The organism is Pedobacter sp. Leaf216 (assembly GCF_001421515.1).
Taxonomy (GTDB): domain Bacteria; phylum Bacteroidota; class Bacteroidia; order Sphingobacteriales; family Sphingobacteriaceae; genus Pedobacter.
In genome coordinates this window covers 210,716-225,465 of sequence record NZ_LMKM01000033.1, presented here as the reverse complement: position 1 = coordinate 225,465, position 14,750 = coordinate 210,716, and the positions used below count along the sequence as shown (strand labels likewise).

11 protein-coding genes are annotated in these 14,750 nt (G+C 37.4%); 8 read left to right on the top strand and 3 right to left on the bottom strand.

Annotated elements, in window-relative coordinates; translation table 11 throughout:
- Positions 1 to 198 precede the first annotated feature (198 nt).
- Complete coding sequence (locus ASE74_RS19260; protein WP_055912568.1) at positions 199 to 675, top strand: acyl-CoA thioesterase; 477 nt, start codon at positions 199 to 201, stop codon at positions 673 to 675.
- Between the two features lie 1,341 nt (positions 676 to 2,016).
- Here the strand turns inward: ASE74_RS19260 and ASE74_RS19255 are convergent.
- The 3 genes from ASE74_RS19255 to ASE74_RS19245 form a co-directional block, all read right to left on the bottom strand.
- Positions 2,017 to 3,768, bottom strand: a complete 1,752-nt coding sequence (locus tag ASE74_RS19255; protein WP_055912565.1) for an ATP-binding protein — start codon at positions 3,766 to 3,768, stop codon at positions 2,017 to 2,019.
- A 192-nt stretch (positions 3,769 to 3,960) separates the two neighbouring features.
- Entirely contained in the window at positions 3,961 to 4,089 is a 129-nt protein-coding gene (locus ASE74_RS25370) for a hypothetical protein (protein ID WP_255352055.1), read from the bottom strand.
- A 507-nt stretch (positions 4,090 to 4,596) separates the two neighbouring features.
- Positions 4,597 to 5,118 carry an NADPH-dependent FMN reductase gene (locus ASE74_RS19245; RefSeq protein ID WP_055912558.1) on the bottom strand — a complete coding sequence of 174 codons (522 nt, stop codon included), beginning with the start codon at positions 5,116 to 5,118 and terminating at the stop codon, positions 4,597 to 4,599.
- A gap of 180 nt (positions 5,119 to 5,298) precedes the next feature.
- Here ASE74_RS19245 and ASE74_RS19240 point away from each other — a divergent pair, with 180 nt between their 5' ends.
- The 7 genes from ASE74_RS19240 (at position 5,299) to ASE74_RS19210 (ending at position 14,743) form a co-directional block, all read left to right on the top strand.
- Positions 5,299 to 6,102: a ParA family protein gene (locus tag ASE74_RS19240; protein ID WP_055912555.1), complete on the top strand. Its 804-nt coding sequence runs from the start codon at positions 5,299 to 5,301 to the stop codon at positions 6,100 to 6,102.
- A gap of 7 nt (positions 6,103 to 6,109) precedes the next feature.
- On the top strand, positions 6,110 to 7,018 hold the full coding sequence (locus tag ASE74_RS19235; RefSeq protein ID WP_055912552.1) for a ParB/RepB/Spo0J family partition protein: 909 nt from the start codon (positions 6,110 to 6,112) through the stop codon (positions 7,016 to 7,018).
- The gene (locus ASE74_RS19230) at positions 7,018 to 7,740 is read left to right on the top strand and encodes a DUF5683 domain-containing protein (protein WP_055912549.1); all 723 of its coding nucleotides are present in this window, start codon (positions 7,018 to 7,020) and stop codon (positions 7,738 to 7,740) included. Before ASE74_RS19235 ends, ASE74_RS19230 begins: the two co-directional genes overlap by 1 nt.
- A gap of 124 nt (positions 7,741 to 7,864) precedes the next feature.
- Positions 7,865 to 8,599 (top strand): 4-hydroxy-tetrahydrodipicolinate reductase, encoded by a 735-nt coding sequence (gene dapB / locus ASE74_RS19225; protein ID WP_055912546.1) that lies wholly within the window; start codon positions 7,865 to 7,867, stop codon positions 8,597 to 8,599.
- Positions 8,600 to 8,770: 171 nt separating this feature from the next.
- Positions 8,771 to 9,964: a signal peptidase I gene (gene lepB, locus ASE74_RS19220; RefSeq protein ID WP_055912544.1), complete on the top strand. Its 1,194-nt coding sequence runs from the start codon at positions 8,771 to 8,773 to the stop codon at positions 9,962 to 9,964.
- 147 nt (positions 9,965 to 10,111) lie between these two features.
- Positions 10,112 to 11,326, top strand: coding sequence for an ROK family protein (locus ASE74_RS19215; protein ID WP_055912541.1), 1,215 nt, complete (start codon positions 10,112 to 10,114; stop codon positions 11,324 to 11,326).
- Positions 11,327 to 11,410: 84 nt separating this feature from the next.
- Positions 11,411 to 14,743, top strand: coding sequence for a SusC/RagA family TonB-linked outer membrane protein (locus ASE74_RS19210; protein ID WP_055912539.1), 3,333 nt, complete (start codon positions 11,411 to 11,413; stop codon positions 14,741 to 14,743).
- Positions 14,744 to 14,750 lie beyond the last annotated feature (7 nt).

The window sequence follows — 14,750 nt, the reverse complement described above, 5'->3', positions numbered from 1 at the left end:
AAATGCGATTGTTCATTCCGTCATACTGAACTTGTTTCAGTATCTATCATGCAAATTAGATCCTAAAATGAACTCATGATCACGTCCAAAAGGTAAAACATAGTGTTCTATCAAATGGTATCATCCAACCGCACGTTTCTTTTATTATACCTTATTTTATAATATCTTAGCAAAACCATTAAATCAAGCACTATTACAATGCCCAGAACCAAAAACCACATCGAACTTCAATTTTTAAGCGAGCCGTCAGACGTTAACTATGGCGGCAAAGTACATGGAGGAATGATGATGAAATGGATAGATCAGGCAGCTTTTGCCTGTGCTTTACAGTGGAGTCAAACGTATTGTGTAACTGTTTATGTAGGAGGAATCCGCTTTTTTCATCCCGTTCATATCGGCCATTTGGTTAAAATGGAAGCTCGCATCATTTATACCGGTAAAACCAGTATGCACATTGCTGTTGATGCTTTTTCTAAACCTGTAGGACAAACAGATTTTGTGAAAAACACCCACTGCATTATTGTGTTTGTGGCCGTAGATGATGATGGACAGCCAAAACCGATCCCCGCCTTTAAACCCAAAACTGAAAAGGAAATTGCCATGCATGGCTATGCCATTAAGCTAATGGAATTACGAAAAAGCATTGATAAAGAAATGGAACCGTACATTGTATAAGTATTTGGCAGCATAGCCACTACGGTTTTAACCACAAAGAAAACAGAGGAAAATGCACGGAGTGCACTGAGTTAATTGTTTAGGAATTTCTCTTCTCTATTACCTCTGTGAAAAACTCTGTGCCCTCTGTGGTAAATCATCACCTCCGGCCCATTCTCTTTGGGTTTGTTGGAAAAATATGCTTTACATGTGTTTGGTAGCATAGCCGCTAATGTTTTAACCACAAAGAAAACAGAGAAAAATGCACAGAGCACACCGAGTTAATTTTTAAGCAATTTCTCTTCTCCATTACCTCTGTGAAAAACTCTATGCACTCTGTGGTAAATCATCACCTCCGGCTCATTCTCTTTGGGTTTGTTGGAAAATAAACATTAGGTGTATGAAGCAGCATAGCCGCTAATGTTTTAACCACAAAGAAAACAGAGGAAATGCACACAGCATACCGAGTTAATTGTTTAGGAATTTCTCATCTCTATTACCTCTGTGAAAAACTCTATGCTCTCTGTGGTAAATCATCACCTCTTGCCAATTCTCTTTGGGTTTGTTGGAAAATAAACATTACGTGTATGAAGCAGCATAGCCGCTACGGTTTTAACCACAGAGGAAAATGCACGGAGTGCACCGAGTTAATTGTTTAAGAATTTATCTTCTCTATTACCTCTGTGAAAAAAGCTATGCCCTCTGTGGTAAATCATCACCTCTTGCCAATTCTCTTTGGGTTTGTTGGAAAATAAACATTACGTGTATGAAGCAGTATAGCCGCTACGGTTTTAACCACAAAGAAAACAGAGGAAAATGCACGGAGCACACCGAGTTAATTGTTTAGCAATTTTTCTTCTCCATTACCTCTGTGAAAAACTCTATGCCCTCTGTGGTAAATCATCACCTCTTGCCAATTCTCTTTGGGTTTGTTGGAAAATAAACATTACGTGTATGAAGCAGCATAGCCGCTACGGTTTTAACCACAAAGAAAACAGAGGAAAATGCACGGAGTGCACCGAGTTAATTGTTTAAGAATTTATCTTCTCTATTACCTCTGTGAAAAAAGCTATGCCCTCTGTGGTAAATCATNGTAAATCATCACCTCTTGCCAATTCTCTTTGGGTTTGTTGGAAAATAAACATTACGTGTATGAAGCAGCATAGCCGCTACGGTTTTAACCACAAAGAAAACAGAGAAAATGCACGGAGCACACCGAGTTAATTGTTAAGCAATTTCTCTTCTCTATTACCTCTGTGAAAAACTCTATGCACTCTGTGGTAAATCATCACTTCTTGCCAATTCTCTCGCCATTTCTTTGCGAAAATAAACTTTGCCTCCTTTGCGGAAAAAACGAGCAATCTATTCCACAACCGGTAAGCTAAAACAAAACTTACTGCCTTCACCAATGGCACTTACCACCCATATTTTACCTTGTTCTGCTTCAATAAAATCTTTCGAAATGGCTAGGCCTAATCCCGAGCCCGATTTATTTTGTCCATCGGTAGGTACCTGGAAATACCTGTCGAACAATCTTTTCTGGTATTTTTCATCAATCCCTTTACCAAAATCGCGTACCGAAAACTCTATAAATTTATCCTTCTGGAAAACATCAATCATCACCTTTGATTTTTCTGAACTGTAACGCAATGCATTGGATAAAAAGTTAACCAATACCCATGCAGTTTTCTGTATATCCGCATTTACGCTAGGTAAATACTGGTCGCAGTTGAGCACCAGCTCAATTGATTTTTGTTCAGCCTGAAATTTAACGGCATCAACAGCGTAACGAACAATTTCTTCAGGTTTGGTAATGGCAAAAGTGAGTTTCAAGTTGCCGGTTTCTACTTGTGAGAGATCCAACAACTCACTGGTAATTTTTAAAAGCCTGTCGCTATCTTCCTTAATGTGGTTTAGCAATTCATGTTGTTCTTCGTTCATGTTACCTACACGAGTATCGTTAAGTAACTTTAAACTCATTTTGATAGATGATAATGGAGTTTTCAATTCATGCGAAACAGTCGCAATAAAATTAGTTTTGGCTTCATCAAGCTCTTTAAATTGTGTAATATTTTTTAGGGTATAAACACTTCCGGCAGATTTTGAGGAGGCAAACAAAGTTTTTTCCTCCTGCTCTTCGTAATTCGGAATAATAATTTCCCGGTTTTCCAACAGAAAATAAGATTCTTTATCGTCGGCATATATTTTTAAGGTATTATCTGCCGTTTCTGGTTTAATAATGCGTTTAAGCAACTCGTTTTTTTGCATCAGTTCTGCCACATTCTGTCCAACAACTTTGTCCTCATCAAGGCTCATCAGCTTTGCGGCCAGGTGGTTTAAAAACAGCACTTCACCTTTTTCATTCAAACCGATAATGGCATCCTGCATTTGTGCAATAATGGCCTCGATACGTGATTTTTCAGATTTGATTTTCGATAAATTGCTGTTTTCCCATTCGTTAAGTTTCACTACCATGCCATTAAAAGAATCGGCCAGTTCGGTAAACTCATCATCATTTTCGAAATGCAGGCGTTGTTTGTAATTTTTGCGACTGATCTGTTTAATGGCCGCACTAAATTCGGCAAGAGGGTTGGCCACAAAGCCAGGGAAATTAACGATGAAGGTAAATAAAATGATAAAACTCAGAGTTGCCGCAATCATGATATACAGATTTGCCCTGGAGGAAGCCTGATTAGCGAGTTCATTTTTATCGTAAATGGCTTTCATATTTACCTTTTCGATATTTTGAAGTGCAAACCGTAAATCTCTGATGCTGTTTTCTTTTATGGTGATGGTTGTTGTAGAAATTAGGGTTTTAAAAGCGGTTTCCAGTTTCTGAAAAGCTACTTTTTCACCAGGCTCGGTAATGTTTTTACCTTCATTTTCTAAATTTTCGGCAAATGTGCTTTCCTGTTTCTGGCTTAGCGGAAAATTATTCTGGTCGATTACATTGCGAATGGCAGCAACATATTTGAGTGATTTGTAGTTATCTTTAAGAATCACTTTCGATTTATCAGACAGCTCATTTAGATAAAAGAGCGCAATTAACCCGAAGGATAATACGATTATAAAGAGAAACCCGAATCCGAGGCGGAGCTTGGTTTTTATTTTCATCTGTTTTTATTTTTATGGTGGTGAGCTATTACTTATTATTTTTGTAAATCATTGATGGTTTCATTACGTTTTGGTTTTACCGCAAAGGGCGGTGAGATTTTCGCTAGGTAACGCAAATCAACTGCTCTTTTTTTGGTAAAAATAGGTTATAATTAAATCTGTTTCTTTACTAACTACATTATATAACAAAGGTTACATACTTAGCAGTTGTTTAGCCTGTTTACAATAGCTATGCCAGTGGATTGGCGTATTGTTTAAGTTGTTGTTTTTTAAGTTTTTATGGTTTTTTTGGTGATTGTTTTGAGCTAAAAACCTTTTCATTTTGGAAGGGTTTTTATCAAAATGAAAAATAGTTTCTGGAGGTTTAGGGTTGGTGATTTTTGTTCTTAACGATAGTGGAAGCATGCCAACGAGAAAACAAGTGCTAATTTTTTTGGAAAGCAGGTGCAGTAATATTTTAGGTTTAGGCAGTTCCCGCTGTCCGCTTTACTTCGTGCCGCTTCCATCGGGTTTAGGTAGGGCAGCCTGTAATCCTATTTGAGGTTGTATGGTGCTGAAAATAAATCAAGGCACTGTTTTTGTTCCTAAACCTGATTATCATGGAAAGCCCGTAAACGAGGTACGATTGCGGACTTGTAATGAAAAGCAGGACTAACGCTCCTATGAAATACAGATTTCGCTTTCCAAAAGAAGAGGAAGATGCTAATATTTTTTGGAAGGTGATAAACGCCAATTTTGCAATTAGCTTATCAAGGAATCGTCTCGCTGAGAAGACCCTATAATCTGTTGTGGGTTATAAAATTGTTTATTAAAGAGACGAATGTTTTATTAAAACTTGATAAACTTCTCTATCTGTTCGTTGGTAAACTTAACTGTATCAGGCTGATTGAGATTACCTTCAGCATCCAGTTCGGCTTTAATATTGGGAATATGCAAACGAAGGGGCAAAATATTGAGATGAATATAATGACAAACACCTGTAAAATGATCTACACCACGAATATTGCCATATTTACCGGAAGAAATGCCAACCAATGCCGCCTTTTTATCATAAAAACTATCAGGGAAATTACAGGCATCGATTAACACTTTTAACACACCAGGGTAGCTGCCATTATATTCGGGCATAATAAATATAAACTTATCCGTTTTATTGATCATGTTCTGGATTTCCTGAAAAGCATCCGATCTTTTGCCGTACATATCAGTATTTAATACATCAGCAGGCAGATGCTCTAAACTGAACAAATGAGCAGGATTGCCTTTTTCTTTTAGTTGGCTTTGGTAATATTTAGCAACTTTTAGCGTATTGCTATTGGGTCTGTTTGTGGCGGCTATAATCGTGATCATGGATAATTGTTAATAAGATGTGTAAAACCCAAATGCGCTTCTTGCTAAAATTGCCATATAGTTTGTATCTTAGCTGATTGTGAAAAAGGCCGTAAACAAGGCAAAAATAGAACTTTTTGCCAATTAAAACGCATAAATATCACAGCCCAAATAAACGTTAAGTAAATTTCGGATACATAGATGAGCAAAATTATTGCATTAGCAAATCAAAAAGGTGGTGTTGGTAAAACAACTTCATCAATAAACCTGGCTGCGAGTTTGGCCGTACTAGAATATAAAACTTTACTGGTTGATGCTGATCCTCAGGCAAATTCGACTTCAGGTATCGGTTTCGATCCCCGGAATATTAAAGATAGTATTTACGAGTGCATCATTAATGATATAGATCCTTTACAGGCCATTCAAAAAACGGATACACCGAATTTAGATTTACTGCCTGCACATATAGACCTTGTTGGTGCAGAAATTGAGATGATTAATCTCAATAACCGTGAATATAAAATGAAAGCGGTTTTAGAGAAAATTAAAGACCAGTACGATTTTATCATCATTGATTGTTCTCCATCCTTAGGTTTAATTACCATCAATGCTTTAACAGCAGCCGATTCGGTTATTATTCCTGTTCAGTGTGAGTATTTTGCATTAGAGGGATTGGGTAAGCTTTTAAACACCATCAAAATTGTTCAAAACCGTTTAAATCCTGACCTGGAAATTGAAGGTATTTTATTAACCATGTATGATGTTCGTTTACGTTTATCCAACCAGGTGGTAGAAGAGGTGAGAACCCATTTCCACGAACTCGTTTTCGATACGATAATACAGCGTAACACACGTTTAAGTGAGGCACCAAGTTATGGTGTTTCGGTAATTATGCACGATGCAAACTGTAAAGGAGCCATAAATTACCTTAACCTTGCCCGCGAAATTGTGAAGAAAAACGGCCTGTTAAAGGAAGAAGAAAATATTGGAACAGCAACTTTATAAATTATAGATGACATCTTTTCAGCGAAAAACAGGTTTAGGAAGGGGTTTAAGTGCGCTTTTAGATGATAGCGAATCTTCTCATCCGCCAAAGCAGCAGGTAAATGCTGTAAGCGAAACCGAGCAGATTGGCAATATCAGTCACGTAAGTTTAACTGAAGTTGAAACCAACCCATACCAGCCACGAACCGAATTTGATCAGGTAGCTTTAAACGAACTTGCCGATTCAATAAAAGTACAGGGACTGATTCAGCCGATTACGGTTAGAAAAACAGGTGCAAATAAATACCAGTTAATTTCGGGCGAACGCAGGTTCAGGGCTTCAAAATTGGCCGGTTTAACACAAATTCCAGCATATATCCGCAGTGCCAACGACCAGCAGATGTTGGAAATGGCATTGATTGAAAATATTCAGCGCGAAAATTTAAATGCCATCGAGGTGGCATTGAGTTTCCAGAGAATGATTGATGAGGTGGGCCTAAAGCAAGAGCAATTGGGCGAACGCGTAGGTAAAAACCGTACAACGGTTACCAATTACCTGCGTTTGCTAAAACTTCCACCAGCAATACAAGCCTCAATCCGCGACCAGAAAATTAGTATGGGCCATGCAAGGGCTTTAATTAATGTAGATGGCGTGGATAAACAATTGTTCATCCACCAGGAGATTTTAGAAAAAGGCCTTTCGGTACGTAAAGTTGAAGAAATTGTGCGCAATTTGCAGCATTTACCTTTGCCAGCCAGTGAGAAACCTAAAGTAAAAGGTGTTTCCTTTCAATATCAAAAACTACAAGATGATCTGGCTTCAAAATTTGCAACCCGTGTAAAGTTAAAAATCAGCCAGAATGGTAAAGGGGCAATTGAGATTCCTTTTATGAGTGATGATGATTTAAACAGGATTTTAGAATTATTAGACTGGTAATGCAAAAGACTAAGCTTTTAATACTGGTTTCCCTATTTACATTTTTTCTTGTAAACCTCGCCTCGGCGCAGGTTAAGGATACGGTGTTAAAATCTGTTGAACCCACTAAAAAAATTAAACTATCCAAATCAATAGATACTGCGGCTAAAAAACCGATGACCAGGAAAGATTCGATGAAGGCCAAATACGTAAACCCTGGTAAGGTTGCAGGTAGGAAGGCCGTTTTCAGATCGATGCTGATTCCGGGTTGGGGGCAATTGTATAATATACAGTTGCTTAATGACGGTTATGGTACAAGAGCAGGCAAAAGCCAGGTATTACAAAAGCTGTATACAGGTGGTAAAATTGTAGCCATTTATGGCGGTGCCACTGCGCTCACTTTATCCTACCTTGATAGTAGGAAAAATTATAATCGGTTTTTGGCAGAAGCACAATATCGAGAACAAAATCCGGGAAAAAAATCAGATCAGGGTTTATCACAATATACCAATCAGGGGATATTGGATGGAAAAAGCCTTTATAAACGAAATTCTCAGATCGTGCTTTTTTCTTATGGGTTACTTTATGCTGCCAATATTGTTGATGCTTATGTGGCTGCACGACTGCACTTTTTCAATATTGATAACAATCTTTCTTTTAAGGTTACGCCCTCAATGATCAATTCAAGCACTATGTATGGCTTTAATGCCACACCTGCATTAAAATTATCGCTAACCTTTTAGAAAATGAAACGATAAATGATTTCTCCATTTTCAATATGAAATCTTGATCGTTTTATTACCTTTAAACCACTAAAGCTGTTTTAACGACTATTAAATTAACAAAAACGGAAATAAATATATAAAAATGAAAATTGCGCTTTTAGGTTATGGCAAAATGGGGCAGATTATCGAAAGATTTGCACTTGAACGCGGTCACGAAATCGTTTTAAAAATATCAATCGATAATCAGGAGGATTTAACCAGGCAGAATTTAAAATCAGCAGATGTGGCGATTGATTTCAGTACTCCTGATTCGGTTTTGAAAAACATTGATGCCTGTTTTGATGCCAACGTTCCGGTAGTTGTAGGCACAACCGGTTGGTATGGCAAGCTGCAAGAGGTTAAAGATGATTGCAGCAACAGTAACAATACTTTGCTTTATGGGTCTAACTTTAGTATTGGCGTAAATTTATTTTTTAAGCTTAACCAAACTTTGGCCAAATTGATGAATAATTATCCGGCTTACGAGGTGCAGGTAGAAGAAATTCACCATACCCAAAAATTAGATGCACCAAGCGGTACAGCCATCACGCTGGCCGAGGGCATTGTTGATAATTTGGAGCGCAAGCAGGAATGGTTAAATGAAGTGGTAGGTACTGATGTGGAATTGTTTCCTAAAGCAGATCAATTGCTTATAGAATCGCATAGGATAGAAAATATTCCAGGTACACATACCGTAATTTACAGTAGTGAGGTAGATGAAATTGAAATCAAACATACCGCAAATAACAGAGCTGGTTTTGCGTTAGGTGCAGTTGTTGCGGCAGAATGGGTGAAAGATAAAAAGGGATTTTACAACATTACTGATATTTTTGAGTAGAAAAACAGTTTTCGGTTAACGGTTAGCCAATTTCAGTTGATCAGTTAATGCAGTTAACCGATTGACATGTCAAAAATAAATCTGTGATATCACGCAATTTGTGAAACACACCCAAAGAAATACAGATAACAGGTAAACGATTAAGTTGATCGCCAACCAAAAATAAGATATATGAATTACAAATTCTGGCAGAAAAAAAATGATGCCCCAAGGAAGAAAAAAACGAAAACCCGCGAATGGGTAGATGCTATTGTTTTCGCAGTAGTAGCAGCAACAATCATTCGTGTATTTTTTATCGAAGCTTATACCATTCCTTCTGGATCAATGGAAAGATCTTTACTTATCGGAGATTTTCTTTTTGTAAGTAAGGTAAATTATGGTGCACGTATTCCGATGACGCCCGTTGCTTTTCCTTTTGCTCACCATACTATGCCATTAACAACATCAACTAAAGCGTATTGGGATGGCGTACAGTGGAAATATCACCGTTTACCTGGTTTATCCAAAATTAAAAGAAATGATGTAGTTGTTTTTAATTTTCCGGAGGGCGATACCGTTGCTGTAGAAAATCAGGCAGCAAGTTATTACGAGCTAGTTAGGGGCATGGGCCGCGAACAGGTAAGAAGTACTTATACCATTACAGACAGGCCGGTTGATAAGCGTGAAAATTTTATTAAGCGTTGTATTGGCATCCCTGGCGATGTAATTTCAATGAGCAATGGTATTGCGAATGTAAATGGTAAAAACGAGCCTTTAAAAAACACAGGTATGATGCCTTATCGCATCGAATTTAAAACCATGGATTTTAATTATGCTGCGCTTGACGAATATAACCTGAACCTTGGTGGTACGCCACCAGTATCTGCCAATACGTATGTGGTAGATGCTTCGCCAGAAATTGCCGATAAACTGAAAACTTTTGATTTTGTAAAATCGGTAACGCTAAGTCCTGATGCACCCGGTGCTGTTCCGGGAGGCGTTTTTCCTAATGATCCTAACCGTGTATGGAACAGGGATAACTTTGGTCCGGTTAAGATTCCTTCAAAAGGGTGGACGGTTAAAATTGATAGCAATACCATGCCGCTTTATTACAGGGCAATTAGAACTTACGAAGGAAACAAAGTAGAACAAAAAGCGGGTGTTTGGTACATTAATGACAAGGTTGCCACTACTTATACTTTTAAAATGGACTACTACTGGATGATGGGTGATAACCGCCATAACTCTGCCGACTCACGCTATTGGGGTTTTGTACCAGAAGATCATATTGTAGGCAAAGCCTTATTTGTTTGGATGAGTTGGGACAGTACAGCGTCGTTTTTGCATAAAATACGATGGAGTAGATTATTTATGGGTATCCATTAATAAAATATAATTCTTTTAAAGGGGCGGATAATCGAAGATTATTCGCCCTTTTTGTTTTATGTCGATTCATAATTAACTTAAAAAAAAAATTAAAAAGTATAACTATGTTTTAAAAATATTTATTAAGTTTGAATATAATCAAATAAAATGTCTGTAATTGTGAAGAAAAATCAGCGTCTGAAGGCTGGTATCATTAAGCATTTATATTATAAGAAGTCGCTTTCACTTACAGATTTAAGTAAGTTGACACAGAAAAGTTTACCCTTGGTTACAGCTGTTGTTAATGGCTTAATAGCTGAAGGTTATGTTTTAGAAGAGGGTTATGCGCCATCAACCGGTGGTAGAAGAGCAGCTATGTTCTTTATCAATCCAAAGCTGGCCAAATATGTAGTAGCGATTGCAATGGATCAGCTTACCACAAGGCTAACCATTTACGATCTTTCCAGGAAGATGATTATACCAATTCAATCATTAGAATTCAATCTATCATCCGAGAATAACAACATCAATGATCTTGTCAATTTTATAAATACCAGTATAAATCAATCTGGAATTGATAGAGATAATATTTTAGGTGTTGGCATTGGTATGCCTGGTTTTGTTAATGCAGAAGAAGGCATTAATCACTCATTCTTAAAGGTTGAAGAAGATACTACATTGCAGGCATGCCTTGCTTTAAATATCGGTTTACCCGTTTATATTGATAATGACTCGAGTTTAATTGCCCTTGCTGAATTAAATTTTGGTGAAGCTGTTGATCTTAAAGATGTTATGGTTGTTAATATCGGGTGGGGTACAGGTTTAGGGATGATAATTGATGGTAAGCTTTACAGGGGAAGTAGTGGAAGTGCAGGTGAGTTTAGCCACATCCCACTTTCTGATAGTGATAATTTATGTTCATGTGGCAGACGTGGGTGTTTGGAAGTAGATACTTCTCTACTGGTAATGGCAAAAAAATCAGAACAGGAAATTAAAAATGGTGCAGAATCAAGCATGAATAAATTGTTTGAAGATAAAAGCAAGCACCCCGCCGATCATTTTTTAACAGCTGTAAGACAGCAAGATCCGGTTGCTATATCTATTTTAGTTAAAGCCATTTTTCAATTGGGTAAAGGTATTGCAACTCTTATCCATCTTTTAAATCCACAGTGTATTGTTTTGAGCGGAAGAGGTGCTAAAGCAGGTAAAATGCTATTGCCTCCGATACAACAAGCTATACACGAATTTTGCATTCCCCGCATTGCCGAGCAAACTGAAATCAGGCTTTCTACACTAACAGACGAAGCCGAATTATTGGCTGCTGCAAGCTTAGCAGTTGAACATAGCCATTTCGAAGAAATGGTAACTAATCCACTCATTTAAATCATTATTATGGAGAAATAAAAACATTTACTAACTCGATCAAATCAAACAAATTTCAACTAATTTTTAAACTAATCAATAATCATGGAAAAAATGTACTTAAGGTGTTTAAGTATACTATTGTTATCACTTATAACGATAAATGCTTTTGCGCAAAAAACAATTACCGGAACGGTAAGAGATGCATCGGGAACAATTCCCGGGGTAAGTGTTTCTGTTAAAGGAACAACTAAAGCTACCCAAACCGATGGTGCCGGAAAATTTTCTATAGCAGTTAACCCGAATGAAGTACTTGTATTTTCGGCAATTGGATATGCCAGGCAGGAAGTTTCTGTAGGGGCAGAATCTACACTAAACATAACATTAAAACAGGATGCAAAAGCCTTAAGTGATGTGGTTGTAACAGCATTTGGTATTCAACGCCAAAAAAAGGCACTAGGGTATTCTACAGCAACTGTTTCTGCAAAAGAGTTAACAGAAGCTGGTAATACCAACTTTGCTTCGGCTTTATATGGAAAAGCTTCAGGCGTGCAGGTAACTACAGCACCAGGTGGTGCAAGTAGTGCAGTTAATGTTCAAATCCGTGGCATTAATTCCATTAACTATAACCAACAGCCACTTTACGTTGTAGATGGTGTTGTAATTCGTAGTGAAGGCCAATATGGTGCTAGCGGAAGAAATAATGGAGGTTTTTATGATGACCAACGTATTAGGGGAAATGGTATTTTAGATATTAATCCAGAAGACATTGAAAGTCTTTCCGTTTTAAAAGGGGCCAGCGCATCAGCACTTTATGGCTCTGACGCTGGATCTGGAGTAATTATTATTACCACTAAAAAAGGGATTAAAGGTAAAGGACCAACAGTTGATGTAAACTATTTTGGAACAGTTGAGCAGCCGGCGTTTCTTCCTAACTATCAAAATGTTTATGGGCAGGGATACGATAGGGCAACTAACTTATCTGTTGGAGCTACCGAAGAAGGATGGATTGCAGATTCTAAATCACCTTCAGGCTTTCGCCCAAACTTTAGGGCATACGCCAATTTCGGTCCTAAAATGGATGGACAACAGGTGCGCTGGTGGGATGGTTCTATCCGTTCTTTTTCTCCACAGCCTGATAACTACAAAAATATTTTCAGAAATGGTTTAAGCTCATCTGCTAATATTGCATTGTCAAATCAAACAGATAATTATAGTTACCGCATATCTTACACACGTCTTGATTATGATGGCATACAACGCGAATCAGGTCTTAAAAAGAATTCATTCACTTTAAACAGTTCGTTAAAATTAAGTAAAAGCTTAAGTGTGGATGTTGTTGCCAATTATGTAAATTCAATAACACACAATAGGGCATACCAAACCAATAGGCTTGCACAATCATTTGATGGATTTTTTGGACGGAACGAGGATATCGATTTAGTACGCGAAAAATATCAAACCTCACAAGGTTATGCCTGGGTTCCTTTTAATCAAACTGCCAGAAATCCTGCTGAAGCGTTTGTTTTTAACGTTCGTCCTAACCTTTACGACTATTTTTGGTCTACACTAAAAAATACCAGCGATGAAACCGAAAACAGGTTATACAGCAGTGCTACTTTAAACTGGGATATTTTTAGCAAATTAAAGTTTAGAGGACGTGTTGGTAATGATTATACCGGCCGTAATACTGAAGATAAAAATTACAGCCAATTTCCAGTAGCCTTCAACCCAGAAACCTCAAGCACTGGAGCATATTCAACCGGGAATGGTACTTATAGTACAATATATACCGATGCACTTTTAACTTATAGCGATAATATCACCAAAGATTTATCTTTTTCTGCAAGTGCTGGCTTTACATCCAGAAGAGAAAACTATAAAGATCAATCTTCAGGAACACAATTTGGTTTGGTTTCTGAAAACTGGTTTTCGCTAAATAACTCCTATGGTATTCTTCAAACTTCTGCAAGTAGAAGATCCCTTTTAAAATACGGATCTTTTGGTATCTTAAATTTATCATATAAAGACTATCTTTTTGTTGAGGGTACCATTCGCCAAGAATCTTCATCAACACTGCCACCGTTAAATAATACATATTACTATCCATCTGTTAACGGAAGTTTTGTTTTTACAGATGCATTTAAAGGTGCATTGCCAGAGTTTTTGAGTTATGGTAAATTACGTGCTTCGTACGGTGTAGTTGCTAATGCTGCGCTTCCATACGAATCTAATGTATCTTACGGACAAAACTCCTTACAAACCAACAATGGTTCTGTTCCGCAACTGGTTTTGCCAGGTGGCTACGGTAACGAAAGCTTGCAACCTGAAAAAAAGTATGAGCAAGAGTATGGATTGGAAACCCGTTTTTTAAATGGCAGGTTTGGTATCGATCTAAGTTACTACAGCAATCGCATTAGAAATCAAATTCTGCGCCTTCAAATCGCGTCAAGTAATGGTAGCGGAAGCCAGATTGTTAACGTAGGAGAGATAGGTAGTAAAGGTTGGGAACTTTCATTAAATGCAAAACCTATAGTTTCAACAGATTTTAACTGGCAAACCAGTTTAAATTTTTCTCAAAATAGAACAAAAGTATATGCTCTAGCTCCTGGCATACCTGAGCTTATCTTTTTTAATGGTGAAGATAACGCAATCCGGATCACAGCAAAGCCTGGTGATGATTTAGGAAACATTTATGTTTACCCTACTAAAACCAATGCAGGAGGCCAGAAAGTTGTAAGCGATGATGGTTTTTATGTTATCGATAAATCGCAGTATGTAAAAGCAGGAAATGTTACTCCAAGTATAACAGGAGGCTTATCTAACACTTTAAACTATAAAAATTTCTCATTTAGCTTTTTGGTTGATTACCGTTTTGGTAGTGATGTAGTTTCTACTCCATTAAAATATGCTACTGGAACTGGAGTTTACGAAAATACCCTTCAATATCGTGATACTGAGCATGGTGGTTTAAGTTATTATGTAAACAGTGCAGGTGCTAATGTATTGTTGCCAAATGCAAACAGCGCAGCACCAGGTGGCCAAAAAGTATATCACGATGGTTTAATCCTTCCGGGTGTTAAAGCTAATGGCCAACCGAATGATATCATATTGGATGCAGCAAGCTATTATTTCAACTCATTTGCCGCAGGTAGTTCTGATGCACTTAATCAGGAAGGTGCAGTTTATAAAAATAATTTTATTAAGCTAAGAGAATTAACGCTTGGTTATAGATTGCCTAACAACCTCATTAAAAAAATTGGAATGTCTAATATGAGAATTTCACTGATAGGCAGAAACCTTTTATATTTCCATAGAACTTTAAAGAATCTGGATCCAGAAACTTTAATTGGAGACAAATGGTATAGTCAAGGTGTTGATAATGGTTCATTGCCAGCCACAAGAAGTTTTGGATTTTCATTAAATGCTAGTTTCTAGGCTGTAA

Bases quoted from the DNA above. Each gene is read 5' to 3' on its own strand.
- ASE74_RS19260 (WP_055912568.1), top strand. From the start codon at position 199: ATGCCCAGAACCAAAAACCACATCGAACTTCAATTTTTAAGCGAGCCG.
- ASE74_RS19255 (WP_055912565.1), bottom strand. From the start codon at position 3,768: ATGAAAATAAAAACCAAGCTCCGCCTCGGATTCGGGTTTCTCTTTATA.
- ASE74_RS25370 (WP_255352055.1), bottom strand. From the start codon at position 4,089: ATGAAAAGGTTTTTAGCTCAAAACAATCACCAAAAAAACCATAAAAAC.
- ASE74_RS19245 (WP_055912558.1), bottom strand. From the start codon at position 5,118: ATGATCACGATTATAGCCGCCACAAACAGACCCAATAGCAATACGCTA.
- ASE74_RS19240 (WP_055912555.1), top strand. From the start codon at position 5,299: ATGAGCAAAATTATTGCATTAGCAAATCAAAAAGGTGGTGTTGGTAAA.
- ASE74_RS19235 (WP_055912552.1), top strand. From the start codon at position 6,110: ATGACATCTTTTCAGCGAAAAACAGGTTTAGGAAGGGGTTTAAGTGCG.
- ASE74_RS19230 (WP_055912549.1), top strand. From the start codon at position 7,018: ATGCAAAAGACTAAGCTTTTAATACTGGTTTCCCTATTTACATTTTTT.
- dapB (WP_055912546.1), top strand. From the start codon at position 7,865: ATGAAAATTGCGCTTTTAGGTTATGGCAAAATGGGGCAGATTATCGAA.
- lepB (WP_055912544.1), top strand. From the start codon at position 8,771: ATGAATTACAAATTCTGGCAGAAAAAAAATGATGCCCCAAGGAAGAAA.
- ASE74_RS19215 (WP_055912541.1), top strand. From the start codon at position 10,112: ATGTCTGTAATTGTGAAGAAAAATCAGCGTCTGAAGGCTGGTATCATT.
- ASE74_RS19210 (WP_055912539.1), top strand. From the start codon at position 11,411: ATGGAAAAAATGTACTTAAGGTGTTTAAGTATACTATTGTTATCACTT.